The sequence below is a fragment of the Micromonospora sp. URMC 105 genome (genome assembly GCF_051386295.1).
Classification (GTDB): Bacteria; Actinomycetota; Actinomycetes; order Mycobacteriales; family Micromonosporaceae; genus Micromonospora.
The window spans coordinates 1-18,863 of sequence record NZ_JBPQTL010000107.1 but is presented as its reverse complement, the minus strand read 5'-3'; the positions used below and the strand labels follow the sequence as shown (position 1 = coordinate 18,863).

The 18,863-nt window shown below is 73.8% G+C and carries 17 protein-coding genes and 1 riboswitch; of the genes, 9 read left to right on the top strand and 8 right to left on the bottom strand.

Going from position 1 to position 18,863, the window contains the following annotated elements; translation table 11 throughout:
* Positions 1-58 precede the first annotated feature (58 nt).
* Positions 59-1,477: a glycine hydroxymethyltransferase gene (locus ACSNN7_RS24995; RefSeq protein ID WP_436683381.1), complete on the bottom strand. Its 1,419-nt coding sequence runs from the start codon at positions 1,475-1,477 to the stop codon at positions 59-61.
* A gap of 18 nt (positions 1,478-1,495) precedes the next feature.
* Positions 1,496-1,585, bottom strand: a riboswitch (ZMP/ZTP riboswitch).
* A 134-nt stretch (positions 1,586-1,719) separates the two neighbouring features.
* Between ACSNN7_RS24995 and ACSNN7_RS24990 the strand changes: the two genes are divergently transcribed.
* On the top strand, positions 1,720-2,526 hold the full coding sequence (locus ACSNN7_RS24990) for an SDR family NAD(P)-dependent oxidoreductase (RefSeq protein ID WP_436683379.1): 807 nt from the start codon (positions 1,720-1,722) through the stop codon (positions 2,524-2,526).
* A gap of 52 nt (positions 2,527-2,578) precedes the next feature.
* Positions 2,579-3,448, top strand: a complete 870-nt coding sequence (locus ACSNN7_RS24985; protein WP_436683378.1) for a metallophosphoesterase family protein — start codon at positions 2,579-2,581, stop codon at positions 3,446-3,448.
* A gap of 52 nt (positions 3,449-3,500) precedes the next feature.
* Here the strand turns inward: ACSNN7_RS24985 and ACSNN7_RS24980 are convergent, their stop codons facing one another.
* The 4 genes from ACSNN7_RS24980 to ACSNN7_RS24965 all read right to left on the bottom strand — a co-directional run bounded on the left by ACSNN7_RS24980 (position 3,501) and on the right by ACSNN7_RS24965 (position 7,330).
* Entirely contained in the window at positions 3,501-4,001 is a 501-nt protein-coding gene (locus tag ACSNN7_RS24980; protein ID WP_436683377.1) for a hemerythrin domain-containing protein, read from the bottom strand.
* 112 nt (positions 4,002-4,113) lie between these two features.
* Complete coding sequence (locus ACSNN7_RS24975; RefSeq protein WP_436683375.1) at positions 4,114-5,598, bottom strand: S8 family peptidase; 1,485 nt, start codon at positions 5,596-5,598, stop codon at positions 4,114-4,116.
* 147 nt (positions 5,599-5,745) lie between these two features.
* Positions 5,746-6,615 (bottom strand): NAD(P)H-hydrate dehydratase, encoded by an 870-nt coding sequence (locus ACSNN7_RS24970; RefSeq protein WP_436683374.1) that lies wholly within the window; start codon positions 6,613-6,615, stop codon positions 5,746-5,748.
* Entirely contained in the window at positions 6,599-7,330 is a 732-nt protein-coding gene (locus ACSNN7_RS24965) for a histidine phosphatase family protein (RefSeq protein ID WP_436683373.1), read from the bottom strand. Before ACSNN7_RS24965 ends, ACSNN7_RS24970 begins: the two co-directional genes overlap by 17 nt.
* A 138-nt stretch (positions 7,331-7,468) precedes the next feature.
* Here ACSNN7_RS24965 and ACSNN7_RS24960 point away from each other — a divergent pair, with 138 nt between their 5' ends.
* On the top strand, positions 7,469-7,708 hold the full coding sequence (locus ACSNN7_RS24960) for a hypothetical protein (protein ID WP_436683372.1): 240 nt from the start codon (positions 7,469-7,471) through the stop codon (positions 7,706-7,708).
* 63 nt (positions 7,709-7,771) lie between these two features.
* On the opposite strand, the gene ACSNN7_RS24955 is transcribed toward ACSNN7_RS24960, so the two are convergent.
* Positions 7,772-10,021 carry a WD40/YVTN/BNR-like repeat-containing protein gene (locus ACSNN7_RS24955; protein WP_436683371.1) on the bottom strand — a complete coding sequence of 750 codons (2,250 nt, stop codon included), beginning with the start codon at positions 10,019-10,021 and terminating at the stop codon, positions 7,772-7,774.
* A gap of 179 nt (positions 10,022-10,200) precedes the next feature.
* Between ACSNN7_RS24955 and ACSNN7_RS24950 the strand changes: the two genes are divergently transcribed.
* On the top strand, positions 10,201-12,162 hold the full coding sequence (locus tag ACSNN7_RS24950; RefSeq protein ID WP_436683370.1) for a Xaa-Pro dipeptidyl-peptidase: 1,962 nt from the start codon (positions 10,201-10,203) through the stop codon (positions 12,160-12,162).
* Between the two features lie 112 nt (positions 12,163-12,274).
* Positions 12,275-12,820: a hypothetical protein gene (locus ACSNN7_RS24945; RefSeq protein WP_436683369.1), complete on the top strand. Its 546-nt coding sequence runs from the start codon at positions 12,275-12,277 to the stop codon at positions 12,818-12,820.
* 33 nt (positions 12,821-12,853) lie between these two features.
* Here ACSNN7_RS24945 and ACSNN7_RS24940 read toward each other — a convergent pair whose 3' ends face one another.
* On the bottom strand, positions 12,854-13,474 hold the full coding sequence (locus ACSNN7_RS24940) for an L-threonylcarbamoyladenylate synthase (protein WP_436683368.1): 621 nt from the start codon (positions 13,472-13,474) through the stop codon (positions 12,854-12,856).
* Positions 13,475-13,599: 125 nt separating this feature from the next.
* On the opposite strand from ACSNN7_RS24940, the gene ACSNN7_RS24935 reads away from it, so the two are divergent.
* Positions 13,600-14,571: a DNA polymerase domain-containing protein gene (locus tag ACSNN7_RS24935; protein WP_436683367.1), complete on the top strand. Its 972-nt coding sequence runs from the start codon at positions 13,600-13,602 to the stop codon at positions 14,569-14,571.
* A 14-nt stretch (positions 14,572-14,585) separates the two neighbouring features.
* Here ACSNN7_RS24935 and ACSNN7_RS24930 read toward each other — a convergent pair whose 3' ends face one another.
* Entirely contained in the window at positions 14,586-15,092 is a 507-nt protein-coding gene (locus tag ACSNN7_RS24930; protein ID WP_436683366.1) for an Lrp/AsnC family transcriptional regulator, read from the bottom strand.
* Positions 15,093-15,164: 72 nt separating this feature from the next.
* Between ACSNN7_RS24930 and pdhA the strand changes: the two genes are divergently transcribed.
* Genes pdhA through ACSNN7_RS24915 form a run of 3 tightly spaced genes read left to right on the top strand, consistent with a single transcriptional unit; the run spans position 15,165 to position 18,798 of the window.
* A complete protein-coding gene (pdhA, locus tag ACSNN7_RS24925; RefSeq protein WP_436683382.1) occupies positions 15,165-16,370 on the top strand; it encodes a pyruvate dehydrogenase (acetyl-transferring) E1 component subunit alpha in 1,206 nt (401 codons plus the stop codon).
* On the top strand, positions 16,370-17,386 hold the full coding sequence (locus tag ACSNN7_RS24920; protein WP_436683365.1) for an alpha-ketoacid dehydrogenase subunit beta: 1,017 nt from the start codon (positions 16,370-16,372) through the stop codon (positions 17,384-17,386). Before pdhA ends, ACSNN7_RS24920 begins: the two co-directional genes overlap by 1 nt.
* The gene (locus tag ACSNN7_RS24915) at positions 17,383-18,798 is read left to right on the top strand and encodes a dihydrolipoamide acetyltransferase family protein (protein WP_436683364.1); all 1,416 of its coding nucleotides are present in this window, start codon (positions 17,383-17,385) and stop codon (positions 18,796-18,798) included. Before ACSNN7_RS24920 ends, ACSNN7_RS24915 begins: the two co-directional genes overlap by 4 nt.
* Positions 18,799-18,863 lie beyond the last annotated feature (65 nt).

Genomic DNA, 18,863 nt, shown 5'->3' with positions numbered 1-18,863 from the left:
TTCCGGATCATGCGGGAGATCGCCGACTCGGTCGGCGCCACCTTCATGGTCGACAGGGTCAGCCCAGGTCGACGGCGGGGTAGAGCGGGAAGCCGGTGAGCAGCTCGGTGGCCTGCTTGCTGATCTTGTCGGCCAGCGCCGGGTCGAGGACGTACTTGGCCTTGGACTCGCCCGGCGTCGTCTGGCTGAGCACGGTGTGGATCAGCTCGGCGGTGGCGTCCATCTCGGCCACGCCCAGGCCCCGGGTGGTCAGCGCCGGGGTGCCGATCCGGATGCCCGAGGTGTACCAGGCGCCGTTCGGGTCCTGCGGGACGGCGTTGCGGTTGGTGACGATGCCCGAGTCGAGCAGCGCCTGCTCGGCCTGCCGGCCGGTCAGCCCGTAGCCGGAGACGTCGAGCAGCACCAGGTGGTTGTCGGTGCCGCCGGTGACCAGCTTCGTGCCCCGGCGCACCAGGCCCTCGGCGAGCGCCTGGGCGTTGTCGACGATGCGCTGGGCGTAGTCGGCGAAGTCCGGGCGGCGGGCCTCGGCCAGCGCGACGGCCTTGGCGGCCATCACGTGCGGCAGCGGGCCGCCGAGCACCATCGGGCAGCCCCGGTCCACCTGGTCGGCCAGCTCGGGACCGCAGAGCACCATGCCGCCGCGCGGGCCGCGCAGCGACTTGTGGGTGGTGGTGGTGACGATGTGCGCGTGCGGCACCGGGTCGAAGTCGCCGGTGAAGACCTTGCCGGCGACCAGGCCCGCGAAGTGCGCCATGTCGACCATGAAGGTGGCGCCGACCGAGTCGGCGATCTCCCGCATGATCCGGAAGTTCACCTTCCGCGGGTACGCCGAGTAGCCGGCGACCAGGATCAGCGGCTTGAACTCCCGGGCCGCCTCGGCCACCCGGTCGTAGTCGATCAGGCCGGTGGCCGGGTCGGTGCCGTAGCTGCGCTGGTCGAACATCTTGCCGGAGATGTTCGGGCGGAAGCCGTGGGTGAGGTGCCCGCCGGCGTCCAGCGACATGCCGAGCATCCGCTGGTTGCCCAGCTCCCGGCGCAGCGCGAACCAGTCCGCCTCGGTGAGGTCGTTGACCTGGCGTACCTGGGCCTTCTTCAGCGCCGGGGACTCCACCCGGTCGGCCAGGATCGCCCAGAACGCGACCAGGTTGGCGTCGATGCCGGAGTGCGGCTGCACGTACGCGTGCGCCGCGCCGAACAGCTCCTTGGCGTGCTCGGCGGCGAGCGCCTCGACGGTGTCGACGTTCTGGCAGCCGGCGTAGAAGCGGCGGCCGACGGTGCCCTCGGCGTACTTGTCGCTGAACCAGTTGCCCATGGCCAGCAGGGTGGCCGGGGAGGCGTAGTTCTCGCTGGCGATGAGCTTGAGCGACTCGCGCTGGTCGGCCAGCTCGGCGCCGATGGCGTCGGCCACCCGGGGCTCGACGGCACGGATCACCTCGAGCGCGCTGCGGAAAGCGGTGGATTCGGCGTTCAGCGACATGCGACCTCCTACAGACGTGCGGAAGGCCCAGGCGCTCGGCGTGCGTCCTCATGACGGGACCGCTTCCCGATGGTGCTCCATCCCCACGCGCCAGTCACGGCCCGCGCCGATCCTACCGGGTCGCCGTGGCCGGGCCCGCCCGACCTCGCCGGGACCGGCGTGGTTGAGCGCCCCGGAGGCGGGCACAGCACCGGTGGGGCCGCGTCGGCACGCGCGGTCCGCAGACGAGAGGAGACAGGCAGATGAGCGCACCGACCACCGGACGGCCACTGGCCGTGGTCACCGGGGCCTCCAGCGGCATCGGGTACGAGCTGGCCGTGCAGTTCGTCGAGCACGGGTACGACGTGGTGATCGCCGCCGAGGACCCGGGCATCGAGGAGGCGGCGGAGCACCTGCGCCGCGACGGCCGCGCCCAGGTCCAGCCGGTCCGGGTGGACCTGGCCACCTTCGACGGGGTGGTGGCGCTGGCCGAGGCGGTCGAGGCGACCGGACGGCCGGTCGACGCCCTGGCGGTCAACGCCGGGCGCGGCGCCGGCGGGGCGTTCGTGGGCGACACCGACCTGCGCGACGAGTTGAACGTCATCGACGTGAACGTCACCTCGACGGTGCACCTGGCCAAGCGGCTGCTGCCGGCGATGGTCGAGCGGGGCGCCGGCCGGGTGCTGTTCACCTCGTCGATCGCCTCCACCATGCCGGGGGCCTTCCAGGCGGTCTACAACGCCTCGAAGTCGTTCGTGCAGTCCTTCGCCGAGGCGCTGCGCAACGAGCTGAAGGAGACCGGGGTCACCGTCACGTCGCTGATGCCCGGCCCGACCGACACGAAGTTCTTCGAGCGGGCCGACATGGAGGACACCCGGGTCGGCGCCGGCAGCAAGGACGACCCCGCGACGGTCGCCGCGCAGGGCTTCGAGGCGCTGATGAAGGGCGAGGAGAAGGTCGTCGCCGGCTCGCTGAAGAACAAGGTGCAGGCGGCCGCCGCCCGGTTCACCCCGGACCGGCTCAAGTCCGAGCAGCACCGGAAGATGGCCGAGCCGGGCTCGGCCGACTAGCCGCGCCGTCGCGCGTGACCCAGGTGCGGCGCGGGCTGCGTACGATCGGCGGATGCCAGCCGAGGAGATCGACGGCAGTCTGGTCGCCATCAGCGACCTGCACGTCGGGTACGCGGAGAACCGGGCGCTGGTCGAGGCGTTGCGGCCGGCGTCGCCCGGCGACTGGCTGATCGTCGCCGGGGACGTGGGCGACACGGTCGCCGACGTCGAGTGGGCGCTGGGCCTGCTGGCCGAGCGGTTCGACACGGTGCTGTGGGCGCCCGGCAACCACGAACTGTGGACCCCGCAGGGCGACCCGGTCACCCTGCGGGGGGTGGCCCGCTATGAGCACCTGGTACGCCGGTGCCGGGAGCTGGGCGTGCTCACCCCGGAGGACCCGTACCCGGTGTGGCGGGGGGCGGGCGGGCCGGTGCTGGTGGCGCCGCTGTTCCTGCTCTACGACTACAGCTGGCGGCCGGAGGGCTTCGACAGCCGCGAGGCCGCCCTGGCCGAGGCGTACCGGACCGGGATCGTCTGCACCGACGAGTTCCTGCTGCACCCCGATCCGTATGCGAGCCGCCACGAGTGGTGCGCGGCGCGGGTCGCCGAGACCGCCCGGCGGCTCGCCGCGCGCGAACCGGACCTGCCGACCGTGCTGGTCAACCACTGGCCGCTGGTGCGGGAGCCGACCCGGGTGCTGCGCTACCCGATCTTCGCGCAGTGGTGCGGCACGGAGGCCACCGCCGACTGGCACCGCCGCTTCGACGCCGCCGCCGTGGTCTACGGGCACCTGCACATCCCCCGCACCACCTGGCACGACGGGGTGCGCTTCGAGGAGGTCTCGGTGGGCTACCCCCGGGAGTGGCGGCGCCGGGGCGTACCCCCGGGGCAGGTGCGGCGGATCCTGCCGGCGCCGGACGGGGTGCCGCCGACCGCCTGGTGACGTGCGACGGGGCCCGGCCGACGGCCGGGCCCCGGCTCGCGCGGGGGAACGCTCAGGCGGTCACCGCGTCGACGGCCTTCTTGATCGCCTTCGGCGCTGTCGGGGTACGCGGCGCGTCCTTGCGCATCGCGATCATCCGCTCCCCGATCTCCTGGAGCTGGTTGCGGCCGAGCGCCTCCCGCACCTTGGGGAACCACTCCTGCTCCTCCTCCTCGACGTGGTGCTCGACGTTCTCGATCAGCACCGTGGTCTTGGCGACGAAGCGCTCGTCGGAGGCGTCCATGGCGGCCAGCTCCGCGCAGAGCAGGTCGGCGACGTGGTGCTCCTCGTACGACTCGAGGATGTCGTCCTCCAGGTCCGGCAGGAGCTTGCGGACCTCGGGGTACATCACCTCGTTCTCCAGGTAGGTGTGCACCGTGAGGGCCTCGAGGATCTGGTTCACCAGCTGCTGGCGCTTGCTGGCCGGCCCCTCCTCGGCCTTGGCGAACTCCTTGAAGAGGCGGCGCATCTCCTTGTGGTCCTCTTTGAGCAGGACGATGGCATCGGTGGACACCGGCAGACCTCCTTGTTCGACTGACGTCTGACCGGTACCCCGAGGGTGAGCTGCGAAAACGGACGGGGCCCGGCGTGTTCCGCCGGGCCCCGCCACTGGTCGTGCCGTGCTGCTACTTCACCGCGTTGTACGCGTTGACCATGCCGGCGCCGTAGAAGCCGTTGCGCTCGCCGCCGGAGCAGGTCGCGTCGTAGGCGTGCGGGCCGGCCGGGATCAGCGGCACCGGGTTGTAGACGCCCTCCGGGCAGGACTGCGCCTCGGCCGTGCGCTCCAGGAACGCGGCCAGCTGGCCCGGGCTCATGCCCGGGTGCGCCGACGCCGCCAGCGCCGCCACACCGGCGGCGTGCGGGCCGGACATCGAGGTGCCCTGCTTGTAGCCCCAGCCGTTGGTCTTCGTCGCCGTGTTCCAGGTGGTCGACAGGATGCCGTCGGTGAGGGTGGAGCGGACGCCCTGCGTGCGGAAGCGGGTGTCGCCACCCGGCGCCGTCACGTCGATGACACCCTGGCCGTACGAGGAGTAGTAGCTCTTCGCCCCGGTCGGGCCGACCGCCGAGACGGTCACCACGCCCGGCGCCTCGGCCGGCAGGTCGAGGCAGGCGTTGGTGAGGTTCTCGCGCGTCTCCGGCGTGCCGTTGTTCGGGCTGCCGTCGTCGGTGATCTTGTGCGCGAGGTCGTAGTTCGAGTTACCCGCGGACGCCACGTTCAGCACGCCCTTGCTCGACGAGTAACGGATCGCCCGCTGGACCGCCTGCCACACCGGACGCTGGCGTGCGTCGTTGCGGCAGTTCAGCTCCCACGGGTCGATGTAGTAGCTGTTGTTCGTCAGCTGGAACCCGTGCTCGGCGGCCCACATGAACCCGCAGACCGCGGCCTCCGGGAAGATGTAGCCGTCGTCGTTGACCACCTTCACCGCCGCGACCTTGACGCCCGGCGCGACACCGGTCACGCCGACGCCGTTGACGGCGGCGGCGATGGTGCCGGCCACGTGGGTGCCGTGGTCGGAGGTGGTCGGGTTCCAGGCCGCCTCGGCCGTGTCCACCGTGCCGCCGATGCAGGACGTGCTCTTGTCCTTGGCGATCTGGGTGGCCAGGTCGGGGTGGCTGCTGGAGATGCCGCTGTCCAGCACGCCCACCACCACGCCGGCGCTGCCGGCGTTGACGGCGTGGGCCTGCGGGACGTCGATCATCGGCATGTCCCACTGCTGGCCGAAGAGCGGCTCCTTGGTCGGGTCGGCGGTGGCGTTCGCCGCCTCGGCCGCGGAGACCTCCACGGTCTCGCCCTCTTCGAGCGCGGTGCCCAGGCCGGCGGTGGACGCCACCGACTCGACACCCGAGCCCGCCACGTCGGTGACGAAGTCGGGGTTGGTCGAGCGGACGACGAGCACGCCGATCTGGTCGTACGTGGCCACCACGGTGCCCTTGGCCGCGGCCACCCGGGCCGCCGCCTTCCCGGTGGTGGCGCCCTGCGGGGCCAGGACCAGGAACGTGGTGTCCGGGACGGCGGCCGCCGCCGGGGCCAGCCCGCCGGTGACGGCGAGGCCGACACCGAGGGTCACGGCGGACGCGGCAGCCAGTGTCTTGCGACGGAGGTTCTTCACACAGACTCCCAGGGGCTGTTTCCAGCCGGGGTGTGCTCCCTGGTGGGGAGCGGCCGGCGGAAGGGGGGCAGGGTGCCCGCCTCCGGTGACTACAGCGCCCTCGGATTCTGTGGCGTTACACACACCTGTGCGACCGGTCGGCCGCCGTCACACCGTCGCCAGGGTGTGCGGGATCTCGTCGAGCAGCTCGCGGGCGAGGAAACCGATCCGCCCGAACTGGGGGACCAGCCGCTGGCCGCTGACCGCGTGCGCCCAGGCGGCCCAGCAGGCGGCCTGCGCCGGCGCCGCCCCCCGGGACAGCAGCCCGGCCAGCAGCCCGGAGCGGACGTCGCCGCTGCCCGAGGTGCCCAGCCCGGCGTCGCCGCTCTCCTCCCGCCAGCCCTCACCGGTGGGGGTGGCGATGTGGCCGTAGAGCGAGACGACCGCCTCGTACCGGCCGGCCAGCTCGCGGGACTCGGCGTCCAGGTCGTCGCCGGGCTCGCGGCCCAGCAGGTGCCGCGCCTCGGTCAGGTTGGGGGTGAGCACCACCGGTCGGCCCGCGCCCACCAGCAGGTCCGGTTCGTGGCTGAGCGCCCCGAGCGCGTACGCGTCCAGCACCAGCGAGGTCTGCGGCCCGGCCGCGTCGAGGATCAGGTGCAGCAGCGCCCGGGTCTCGTCGATGTCGTTGAGGCCGGGACCGACGGCCACCACGTCGGCCTGCCCGACCAGCGCGCCGAGCCGGTCGCCCGGATCGCCGGCGACCGCCCCGTCCCCGGTCTCCGGGAGGCCGATCACCAGCGCCTCCGGCACCTGGATGCTCAGTGCGGCGGCGGTCGACTCGGCGGCGGCGAGCTGGAGCACGCCGGCGCCCGCGCGCAGCGCGGCCACGCCGGCCAGCAGCACCGCGCCGGGGGTGAAGCGGGACCCGCCGACCACCAGCACGGTGCCCCGGTGCTCCTTGCCGCCGGTGGGTACCGGCAGCGCCCAGTCGCGCAGCAGCGCCGGGGTGATGACCCGGGTCTCAGACCGGCTCGGCATGGACCTCGTCCTCCCTGGTGGGCCGGGCGCCTTCCCGGCGCAGGTGGGTCACGTCGTTGAAGGTGTCCAGGACGAGCCGGCCGTCCGCGTCCGCCGACCAGCCGGTCACCGAGCAGTTGGCGATCACGTGTTCGCGGGTGAGTCCCATCAGCTCCGCCTCGGTCAGCCCGTCCACCAGGTAGCGAAGCAGGAAGACCAGCGCGTCGTGGCCGAACAGCAGGACCCGCTGTCCCTCGTGGTCGCGGCGCAGGTCGCCGAGGAGCGCCCGCAGCCGCAGCGCGACGTCCGTCCAGGACTCGCCGCCCGGCGGGCGGTAGTAGAACTTGCCGAGCCGGCGGCGGCGGTCCGCCTCCTCGGGGAAGCGGCGCTGCACGCCGTGCCCGGTCAGCCCGTCGAGGATGCCCAGCTCCCGGTCGCGCAGCCGCTCGTCCCGGCTGGCCGGGATGCCGGTGCCGGCCAGCGCCAGCTCGGCCGTCCGCACCGCCCGCAGGTACGGCGAGACCACCGCCACGTCGGGCCGGCGCTCGGCCGGCAGGCCGGCGAGCCAGCGGGCCGTGGCCCGGGCCTGCTCCTCGCCGGTCTCCGACAGCGGCACGTCGGCGTCCCGATGGGTCAGGTCGATCAGGTCCGCGCCGGACGTCTCCGCCGCCGTCGCGGCGACGTTCGCCGTGCTCTCACCGTGCCGCACGATCCACAGGGCTGCCAGTTCCGCCATGCGGCCCCCCGTACCCGAGCGGGCCGCCCGGTAACCGTCCGGCTCGTACCGGCAGTCCGCGCCCGCCGCCCGGCGTGAACGGATCGAGGCCGGGTAAGCGCTGGCCCGTTCGGAAGCCGAGACATGGGGAGGTACGCCGTGGCGACCGCGGTCAAGGAACAGATGAGCCCGGTGAAGGACAAGAACTACGACCTGATCCACACGCTGCAGATGTCGCTGGACAACATCTACCGGATGGACATCTACATCCAGGACGCGGAACAGCGGGGCGATTCGGAACTTGCCACCTGGTTCCGCAAGATTCAGGAGAACAACCGCAAGGCGGGTGACCAGGCCAAGCAGATGCTCATGACGCGCATGCAGCAGGAAGGGCGCTGACACCCGCGCTGGCGGGGCCGGACGCGGCGGTCTGCCCGCGTCCGGTCCCGGCAGCCGCGAGACTCAGGGGACCCGGACGGCGTAGATGCCCCGGCCGAAGGTCCCCGCCACCAGGCGCTGGTTCGTCCCGTCGTACTCGATGTCGTCGACCGGGACCAACGGCAGGCCGCGGCCCTGGCGCAGCCAGACCCCGCCGCCGGTGGGGCTGACAAACACGCCCTGGTCGGTGCCGACGTAGAGGGTCAGCCCCTTGCCGATCGCCAGGTCGTTGACCGGCGCCTTCGGCAGGGTGCCGCTGAGGTCGTGGAAGTGCCGGCCGCCGTCGAGCGAGCCGAGCACGTACGGCCGGTCGGAGCCGGACCGGTACGCCGACAGCGTCACGTACACCCGGTCGGCCCGCCGGGGGTCGACCACGATGCGGGTGACCCACGGCTGCCCGGAGAGCAGCAGTTGCCAGGTCCCGCCCAGGTCCCGGGTCACCCAGACCCGGCCGTCGTCGGTGCCGACGTAGACGGTCCGGCCGTCCCCGGCCGGGGCGACCGTGGTGATGGTGCCGTAGTTGGTGTAGATCGGGTCGCGCCCCGGTCCGCCGGTCAGGTCGCCGCTGACCGCCGTCCAGGTCCGGCCGCCGTCGGTCGACCGGTTGAGCACGTTGGCGCCGTAGTACATCACCGCCGGGTCGCGCGGGTCGAAGACCACGGGGGTGAACCAGTTGCGGCGGGCCGCGGTGACCTTGTTGCCGAAGTACGTCATCGTCTCGCCGCCGTCGACCGACCAGAAGCAGTTGCCGTACTGGTAGCAGGCGTAGACGTTCTCCTTGTCGGTCGGGTTGATCAGGTTCTCCTCGCCGTCCCCGCCCAGGTACTCGTTGAAGGCCGGGCCGCCCCAGGAGCGCAGCGAGCCGTTGTCCTGGGTGCCGCCGGAGATCCGGCTGACGTCCTGCGGCGTGATCGCCACGCTGTAGAACTGGGTGTACGGCTCGTGGGTGGCCTTCACCCAGCCGCCGTCCCCGTCGGCGTCGGAGCGGTACGTCCCGCCGTCGTTGCCGAGGTAGACCCGCTGCGGACGGCGCGGGTCCCAGATCATGGCGTGGTGGTCGACGTGGATGGAGCTGCTGTCCGCCGTCCAGGTCCGCCCACCGTCCTTCGTGGTCAGCAGCGGCACGCCCGCGACGTGCACGTGCTGCGGCTCGTCCGGGTCGACCCAGACCTTGCCGAACCACCAGCCGAAGGTGGACTGCGAGGTGGTCAGCTCGGGCGTGTCCGGCAGCCGGGTCCAGGCGTCGCCGCCGTCGCTGCTGCCGTAGAAGCCGGCGAACGGGCCGGCGGTGGAGTTGACGATCGCGTAGAGCCGGTCCGGGTCCGAGGCGGACTGGCCCAGGCCGATCCGGCCCACCTCCGGCCCGGCCGCGGGCAGCCCACCGGCCAGGCGCGCCCAGGTCGCCCCGCCGTCGTCGGAGCGGTAGACCCCTGAGCCGACGCCGCCGTAGGTGCGCAGGTCCGGGGTGCGGCGGTGGTCCCAGAGCACGGCGTAGAGCCGGTCGGCGTCGCGCGGGTCGATCAGCACCTCGGTCGCGCCGGTGAACTCGTTGGCCCCGGCGAGGACCCGCTGCCAGGTCGCGCCGCCGTCGGTGGAGCGGTAGACGCCCCGGTCGCCGCCGCCGTTGTAGAGCGAACCGGCGGCGGCCACGAAGATCCGCCTCGGATCGGCCGGGTCGACGGTGATCGCGCCGATCGCGCCCGAGTCGCGCAGCCCCAGCGACCGCCAGCTCTTGCCGCCGTCGCGCGAGGCGTACAGGCCCGTGCCCTCGTAGGTGATGCTGCCGCCGCCGGGGTTGACCTCGCCGGTGCCGGCGTACAGGGTGCCGTCCGGGCCGGTCGCCACCGCGCCCATCGCCTGGGTCCAGCCGTCCGGCCAGGCCGGCTCGAAGCGGTTGCCGGCGTCGCGGCTCACCCAGACCCCGCCGCTGGCCGCGGCGGCGTAGACCGTGTCGGGCCGCTGCGGGTCCAGCGCGAGCGAGGTGATCCGGCCGCCGATGTTGGTCGGCCCGATCGAGGTCCACCGGCCGCCGACGGCAGGCAGCCGGGCCGCGGCCCGCGCCGCGCCGTCGTACGCGTGCCGGGGCAGCGCCTCGCCGCGCACGGTCTTCTGCAGGTAGCGGTACTCGGCGGGGGCGGAGGGCCCGCGCACCGGCCGGTACTCGTCGTCCGGCCGCGGCGGTGAGGCGCCGGCGCCGGTGGGGGAGAGGGCCGCGGTGCCGCCGGAGAGCAGTGTCGCGGCCAGGATCAGGGAGAGAGTGCGTCGTCGTGCCACGGAGGTCCCTTCGCCGGTGGAGGGAGGGTCGACGGTCCCGCCGAACGTTACGAAGACGAATGTCGATGGTCAACCCTTCGGCGTCGCCGAAAGTGACCGCGTCGACACGGGACACTAGGCAGGACCCGAATCGATGGGGTGGAATGGCTGGACCTGCCGTACCCGTCGGAAGGACCACGATGACGCCTGCCCGAAGCCGGGCGCTGGCCGCCGCCACCCTCACGGCGCTGCTGGTCACGGCCGCTCCCGCCGCCCCCGCCCACGCCGCGCCCGCCCGGCCGGCCGCCCCGCCGCACATCGCCGGCGACCACACGGTGCCGGTCTACTCCTACGCCGACGCCGTCCGGGAGAGCGTCCAGGTCGAGACGCCCACCGACGCCGACGGCGACGGGCTGCGCGACCGGGTCGTGGTCGACCTGGTGCGGCCCCGCGAGGCCGCGCAGGCCGGGGTCCGTGTTCCGGTCGTCATGGACGCCTCGCCGTACTACCACTGCTGCGGCCGGGGCAACGAGAGCGAACGCAAGACGTACGACGCGAACGGCGTGATCGCCAAGGCCCCGCTCTTCTACGACAACTTCTTCGTCCCCCGCGGGTACGCCTTCGCCGCGGTCGACCTCAGCGGCACCGCCCGCTCCACCGGCTGCGAGGACGTCGGCGGCCGGGCCGAGGTGGCCGGGGCGAAGGCGGTGGTGGACTGGCTCAACGGCCGGGCCCGCGGCTTCACGCTGGACGGGACTCCGGTCACCGCGTCCTGGAGCAGCGGCCGGGTCGGCATGATCGGCAAGTCGTGGGACGGCTCGGTCGCCAACGGCGTGGCGGCCACGGGCGTGCGCGGCCTGGAGACCGTCGTGCCGATCTCCGCGATCTCCAGCTGGTACGACTACCAGCGCTACCGCGGCCTGCTGCGCGCGTCGGACTACCCCGCCTACCTGCACCAGGTGGTCAACGGCCGGCCCGCCGAGGCGTGCGCCGGTGTGCTCGCCCGGCTGCGCGCGGAGAGCGCGGAGGAGACCGGCGACTACAACGCGTACTGGGCGGAGCGGGACTACCGCCGCGCGGCCGGCCAGGTCCGGGCCAGCGTGTTCGTCGCGCACGGCGTCAACGACCTCAACGTGACCACCGGCCAGTTCGCCCGCTGGTGGGACGCGCTCGCCGAGCGGCACGTGCCGCGCAAGCTCTGGCTCTACCAGGCCGGGCACGAGGACCCGTTCGACGTCCGCCGGGCCGAGTGGGTGGCCACCCTGCACCGCTGGTTCGACTACTGGCTCCAGGGCCTGCCCAACGGGGTCATGCGCGAGCCCCGGGCCACCCTGGAGACCGCCCCCGGGGTGTGGACCGAGCAGCGGGACTGGCCCGCCCCGGGCACCCCGGACGTCCGGGTGGCCCTGGGCGCCGGCGACGGCACGACCGGCACCCTCGGCGGTCGCGGCGCCGCTGCCGGCGTCGTGCGGGCGTACACCGACGAGTCGCTGACCGAGCCGCAGGTGGTCACCGAGCCGACGACCGACCGCGCCGGACGGCTGGTGTTCCTCTCCGGCGAGCTGACCGCGCCGCTGCGGATCTCCGGGACCCCGTCGGTACGGCTGCGGATCAAGGTCGACCGGCCGACCACCGCGCTGAGCGCACGGCTCGTCGACTACGGCACCGCGGAACGGATCCAGTACCGCACCTCGGAGGGGGTCCGGACGCTGACCACCGAGTCGTGCTGGGGAGAGTCCACCCTGGCCGACGACGCCTGCTACCGGGACACGGCCGAGATCACCGCGGTCACCGACCACGGCGTGCTCACCCGCGGCTGGCTCGACGCGGCGCACCACCGGTCCCTGCGGTTCGCCACCCCGCTGCGCCCGGACCGCTGGTACACCGTCACCCTGCCGCTCAACGCGTACGACGCGGCGCTGCCGGCGGGCCACGTGCTCGGCCTGGTCCTCGCCCAGAGCGACCCGGGCTTCACCGAGACCGACGACCGGGACGCCACCGTCTCGGTGGACCTCGGGCGTAGCGCGCTGACCCTGCCCGTCACCGGTCGTGCCACCCTGCCGCCGGTCACGGTCGCGCCGGACGTGGTCACCGCGCCCGCCGCGCCGTCGGCCGGCCGCGCCGCCCCGCCCGACCGGCGCCAGCTGCCGGACCGGTCCTGACGGCGGACGCCGACCGGCCCGCCACCGCCCAAGGACGGGGCGGCGGCGGGCCGGTCGCCGCGCGGCGGCTGCCGGTCACGACGCGGGCCGGGGGAGTCGCTACCCTGCGCTGATGGACGGCGGGGCGGACGGCGCACGGCTGGCGGCCTCGCTCGGGCACGCCCTCGACCGGCTCACCTTCGTCGACCTGCCCACCGACGCGGTGACCGCGCGGGTCATCGACGCCGTGGCCGCCTGGGCAGGAGACAAGGGCTGGCGGGTCTACCGCCGGGCGCCGAGCGTGCTGCCCCTGCCGCCGCCGCTGTCGCGCCGGCAGTCGGTGCTCGACGTGGCGTGTGCCAGGCCGGACGGGCCGCCCGTGGTCATCGAGGTCGACCACACGGATCGGCGTCGCACCTGGGACAAGCTGGCGGCCGAGGCGGACGCCGGGCGGATCGCGATCTGGGTGCGCTGGGGTACCGGCCGGTTCGGCGTACCGCCCGCGCCGATCCACCTGGTGACCTGCGAGGTCTCCCGCAGGGCCGGGCCGGCCGGGGCGGGTCGGCTGCACAGCCGGGCACCGGGTGGCGAGCTGCCCGCACCCGCGCACTCCGAGCGGGGTGCCGACAGCACCCCCGTGCTGCTGCCGCTGCCGTCGCTGGACGACGAGGCGCCCTGAGCCGGCGGCGGTCACCGGCCGATGCGCGAAGGCCTACTCGAACCGGGACGGGTCGCCGGCGCCGCGGCGGAGGATCTCCGGCTCGCCCTGCGAGAAGTCGACCACCGTGGTCGGCAGGGTGCCGCACTCACCGGAGTCCAGGACCGCGTCGACCACGTGGTCGAGCTGCTCCTTGATCTCCCAGCCCTGCGTCATCGGCTCGGCCTCGCCGGGCAGGAGCAGGGTGCTCGACACCAGCGGCTCACCCAGCTCGGTCAGCAGCGCCTGCGCCACCACGTGGTCGGGGATGCGGACCCCCACGGTCTTCTTCCTCGGGTGCAGCAGCCGGCGCGGCACCTCCTTCGTCGCCGGCAGGATGAAGGTGTAGCTGCCCGGGGTCGCCGCCTTCAGCGACCGGAACAGGGCGTTGTTGATCTGGACGAACTGGCCGAGCTGCGCGAAGTCCCGGCACACCAGGGTGAAGTGGTGCCGGTCGTCGAGCTGGCGGATGGTGCGGATCCGGTCGATGCCGTCCCGGTTGCCCAGCCGGCAGCCGAGCGCGAAGCACGAGTCCGTCGGGTAGGCGACCAGCCCGTCACGCCGGACGACGTCGGCCACCCGGCTGATCGTCCGGGGTTGCGGGTTCTCCGGGTGCACGTCCAGGTACGTCGCCATGGCGGCAGCCTAGGCCGGGGCCGTGACCACCGGAACGACCGGCCTCCGTCGCGTGCCGTCCGGCTCGGCCGGGCGGTGCCGGTGAGCCGGGCGCGCGAGGCCGCCCCGGCCGCTACCGTGTGAGCGTGGCGACGGCGGCGGAGGAGATCAAGGTCGGGGAGCGGCTGGTCCGAATCTCCAGCCCGGACAAGCCCTACTTCCCGGAGCGAGGGCTGACCAAGCTGGACGTGGTGCGCTACTTCCTCGCCGTCGGCGACGGCATCCTGCGCGCGCTGCGCGACCGGCCGACCATGCTGGAACGCTGGCCACGCGGTGTCTTCGAGGGCGCGAAGATCGGCACCCGGCAGGACAACCGGGGCGACGCCTTCTACCAGAAGAGGCTGCCCGCCGGCGCTCCCGACTGGGTGCGGACCGCGCACATCACCTTCCCCAGCGGGCGGACCGCCGACGAGGTCGCGCCGAGCGAACTGGCCGTGGTCGCCTGGGCGGCCAACCTGGGTACGCTGCGGTTCCACCCGTGGCCGGTGTCGGCGGCGGACGTGGAGCACCCCGACCAGCTCCGCATCGACCTCGACCCGATGCCCGGCGTCGGCTTCGACCAGGTGGTGCCGGTGGCGCACGAGGTGCACGCCTTCCTCGACGAGCTGGGCCTGGCCGGCTATCCGAAGACCACCGGCGGGCGGGGCCTGCACGTCTACCTGTCGATCGAGCCGAGGTGGAGCTTCGGCGAGTGCCGGCGGGCGGTGCTGGCCCTGGGTCTTGAGATGCAGCGCCGCCGCCCCGACCTGGTCACCACCACCTGGTGGCGGGAGCAGCGGGACCGGCCGGTCTTCGTCGACTACAACCAGATGGCCCGCGACCACACCATGACCTCGGCGTACTCGATCCGGCCGACGCCGGCGGCGCTGGTCTCCGCGCCGCTGGACTGGTCCGAGCTGGACGACGTCCGGCCCGAGGACTTCGACGTGGTGAGCATGCCGGCCCGGTTCGCCGAACGCGGCGACCCGCACGCCGGGTTGGACGAGCGGCGGTTCTCGCTGGAGCCGCTGCTGGAGCTGGCCGACCGGGAGGGGCTGGCGGCACCGCCGGAGCGCTGACGCCCGGCGGCGCCCTACTCCCAGGGGCTGCGGGCGCCGTCGAACTCCTCGAAGACCAGCCAGGTCCGGGTGGAGAGCACCCCGGCGATGCTCTGTACCCGGTTGAGCACCACGTCGCGCAGGGTGGCGTTGTCCGGCGCGCGGACCAGGGCGAGCACGTCGTGCTCGCCGCTGAGCAGCGCGACGTGCTCGATGTAGCGCACCTGGGCCAGCTCCGCCGAGACCTCCCGCCAGGTGTTCTGCTCGATGGTCAGGGAGATGTACGCCGAGGTGCCCAGCCCGGCCGGCTCCGGCGCGACCTGCGCCCGGAAGCCGGTGATCACGCCGTCGCGCAGCAGCCGCTCCACCCGCGCGTACGCGTTGGTGCGCGAGACGTGCACGCGTTCGGCCAGCGTACGGATGGAGAGCCGGCCGTCGCGGACCAGTTCGTCCAGGATGCGCCGGTCCACCTCGTCCAGCGGACCGACCGAACGTCCCGTCCCGCCCGGCAGGCCCGCCTCCGGGCTGGTCTCCTGGCTCACACAAGCCCCCTCAGGCCGCCATTCATCCCACGTTCACCGCGCATCTTGAGTCAATCATCCGACAGCAGGAGCATAAGGCCACCACACGTCCAGGAGGTCCCCGCCGTGACGACCACACCCCAGGCGGTCCGCAGGGCATCCCCGCGCACCCGCCGGCCGGCCACCCCGGCCGCGCCCGACCCGTCCGCCGGCCTGCTCCCGCAGCGCGAGCCGGTCCGACTGCTCGCCCCGGACGGCACCCCGCTGCCGCCCCGGGACGACTACCCCGAGCCGCCCGTCGAGGTGCTGCGCGAGATGTACCGCCGGATGGTGGTCGGTCGCCGCTTCGACACCCAGGCCACCGCCCTGACCAAGCAGGGCCGGCTCGCCGTCTACCCGTCCTCGCGCGGCCAGGAGGCCTGCCAGGTCGGGGCCACCCTCGCGGTGCGCGACACCGACTGGGTTTTCCCCACCTACCGGGAGTCGATGGCGCTGGTCAGCCGGGGCATCGACCCGGTCGAGGTGCTCACCCTGCTGCGCGGGGACTGGCACTGCGGGTACGACCCGACCCAGGTGCACACCGCCCCCCAGTGCACCCCGCTGGCCACCCAGTGTGTGCACGCCGCCGGGCTGGCCTACGGCGAGTCGTACCAGGGTCGGGACACCGTGGCGCTGGCCTTCATCGGCGACGGCGCCACCAGCGAGGGCGACTTCCACGAGGGGGTCAACTTCGCCGCCGTGTTCAAGGCCCCGGTCGTGTACTTCGTGCAGAACAACAAGTACGCCATCAGCGTGCCGCTGTCCCGGCAGACCGCCGCACCGAGCCTGGCGTACAAGGGCGTCGGCTACGGCGTGCCCAGCGAGCAGGTCGACGGCAACGACCCGGTGGCCGTGCTGGCGGTGCTCAACCGCGCCGTGGCCCACGCCCGCGCCGGTCACGGCCCGTTCCTGGTCGAGGCGCACACCTACCGGATGGAGCCGCACACCAACGCCGACGACGCCACCCGCTACCGGGACGCCGACGAGGTGGAGGCCTGGCGCGACCGCGACCCGGTGGCCCGGCTGGAGGCGTACCTGCGTAACCGGGGCGTGCTCGACGACGCGGCGGTGGCCGCGATCGCCGAGGAGGCCGAGGCGTACGCCGCCGGCCTGCGCGACCGGATGAACACCCAGCCCACGGTCGATCCGCTCAGCCTCTTCGAGCACGTCTACGCCGAGCCGACCCCGCAGCTGGTCGAGCAGCGCGAGCAGGTCCGCGCCGAGCTGGCCGCCGCCCGCGACGAGGAGGGGGACGCCTGATGGCCACCATGACCATGGCGAAGGCGCTCAACGCCGCGCTCGCCGACGCGATGCTCGACGACGACCGGGTGGTCGTCTTCGGCGAGGACGTCGGCCAGCTCGGCGGCGTCTTCCGGATCACCGACGGGCTCCAGGCCCGCTTCGGCGACAAGCGCTGCTTCGACACCCCGCTGGCCGAGGCCGGCATCGTCGGCTTCGCCGTCGGCCTGGCCATGTCCGGGCTGCGCCCGGTGGTGGAGATGCAGTTCGACGCGTTCGCGTACCCGGCGTTCGAGCAGATCGCCTCGCACGTGGCGAAGCTGCGCAACCGCACCCGGGGCGCGCTCAGCGTGCCGATCGTCATCCGGGTGCCCTACGCCGGCGGCATCGGCGGGGTCGAGCACCACTGCGACTCCTCCGAGGCGTACTACGCGCACACCCCGGGCCTGAAGGTGGTCACCCCGGCGACCGTCGAGGACGCGTACTCGCTGCTGCGCCAGGCGATCGACGACCCGGACCCGGTCGTGTTCATGGAGCCCAAGAAGCTCTACTTCTCCAGCGCCGAGGCGGAACTGCCCGCGACGACCGCGCCGTTCGGCCGCGCGGTCGTGCGCCGGGCCGGCACCGACGCCACCCTGGTCGCGTACGGCCCGGCCGTGCCGGTCGCGCTGGAGGCCGCCGAGGCCGCCCGCGAGGAGGGCTGGGACCTGGAGGTCGTCGACGTACGCACCATCGTGCCGTTCGACGACGAGACGATCGCCGCCTCGGTCCGCCGGACCGGCCGGTGCGTGGTGATCCAGGAGGCGCAGGGCTTCGCCGGCGTCGGCGCGGAGATCGCCGCCCGGGTGCAGGAGCGCTGCTTCCACGCCCTGCACGCCCCGGTACTGCGGGTGTCCGGGCTGGACATCCCGTACCCGGCGCCGATGCTGGAGCACACCCACCTGCCCTCGGTGGACCGGGTGCTGGACACCGTGGCCCGCCTGCAGTGGGACGACCAGCCCGACCCGCGCTGGCTGGCCCAGGGGAGCGCGGCATGAGCACCGCCACCGGGACCCGGGTCTTCCTCCTGCCCGACCTGGGCGAGGGGCTGAGCGAGGCCGAGATCGTCGAGTGGCGGGTCGCCGTGGGCGACGTGGTCACCGTCGACCAGAGCGTGGTCGAGGTGGAGACCGCCAAGGCGGTCGTCGACGTGCCCTGCCCGTACGCCGGCCGGGTGGTGGCCCTGCACGGCGCGGCGGGTGAGGTCCGCCCGGTCGGCCAGCCCCTGATCACCATCGCACCGCTCGACGGCGACGGCGGCGCGGAGCCCGCCGGCCACGCCACCTACCGCGAGGAGGAGCGGGCCGGCTCCGGCAACGTGCTGATCGGGTACGGCACCGGGCACGCCGGCTCCGGCCGGCGTCGGCGCCGTCCCCGGCTGGCCCTCGCCCCCGAGTCCGGCGGCGCGCCGGCCCCGGCCGCTGCGGGCGGAACCGTCGGCGGTGACCCGGCCGGCGATGCCGCCGCCGGGCCGACGACAGGTGCGCCGGTCGCGCCCGAACCGGCGCCGACCCGCGGGACCGCCCCGCTGGTCATCTCGCCGATCGTCCGCCGGTTGGCGAAGGAGCACGGCGTGGACCTGGCCGCGCTGCGCGGGACCGGCCCCGGTGGCGTGATCCGGCGGGCGGACGTCGAGACCGCCCGGACCGCCTCGACGGCCCGGCTCACCGCGGTGCCGGACCAGCCGGTCCCGGCCGCGCACGTCGGCCTCGCCGACGGTGACGTGGTCATCCCGCTCACCGGCATCCGCAAGGTGATCGCCGACAAGCTCTCCCGCAGCCGCCGGGAGATCCCCGAGGTGACCATCTGGGTGGACGTGGACGCCACCGGGCTGCTGGAGACCCGGGCGGCCATCAACGCCGCCACCCCCGACGCGCCGGTGAGCGTCCTGGCCCTGCTGGCCCGGATCTGCCTCAGCGGACTGCGCCGGTTCCCGCAGCTCAACGCGCACGTCGACATGGAGGGTCAGCGGATCGTCCAGTCGGCCGGGGTGCACCTGGGCATCGCCGCGCAGACCGACCGGGGCCTGCTCGTCCCGGTGCTGCGCGACGCCCAGCGGCTCACCACCCGGGAGCTGGCCGCCGCGCTGGCCGAGACGACCGCCGCGGCCCGCGCGGGCACGCTGCCGCCGGCCCGGCTCACCGGCGGGACGTTCACCCTTAACAACTACGGGGTGTTCGGCGTGGACGGCTCGACGCCGATCATCAACCACCCGGAGGCGGCCCTGCTCGGCGTGGGCCGGATCGTGGACAAGCCCTGGGTGGTCGACGGGCAGCTCGCGGTGCGCAAGGTGACGCAGCTCAGCCTCACCTTCGACCACCGGGTCTGCGACGGTGGCGTGGCGGGCGGCTTCCTGCGGCACGTCGCCGACTGCGTGGAGCAGCCGGCGCTGGTGGTCGCCAACGTCTGAGCGGTGCGGTGGTGATCAGGGGCTGGCCGACCGGGCGGACCTCACCCGCCGCGCCGTGCAGGGCC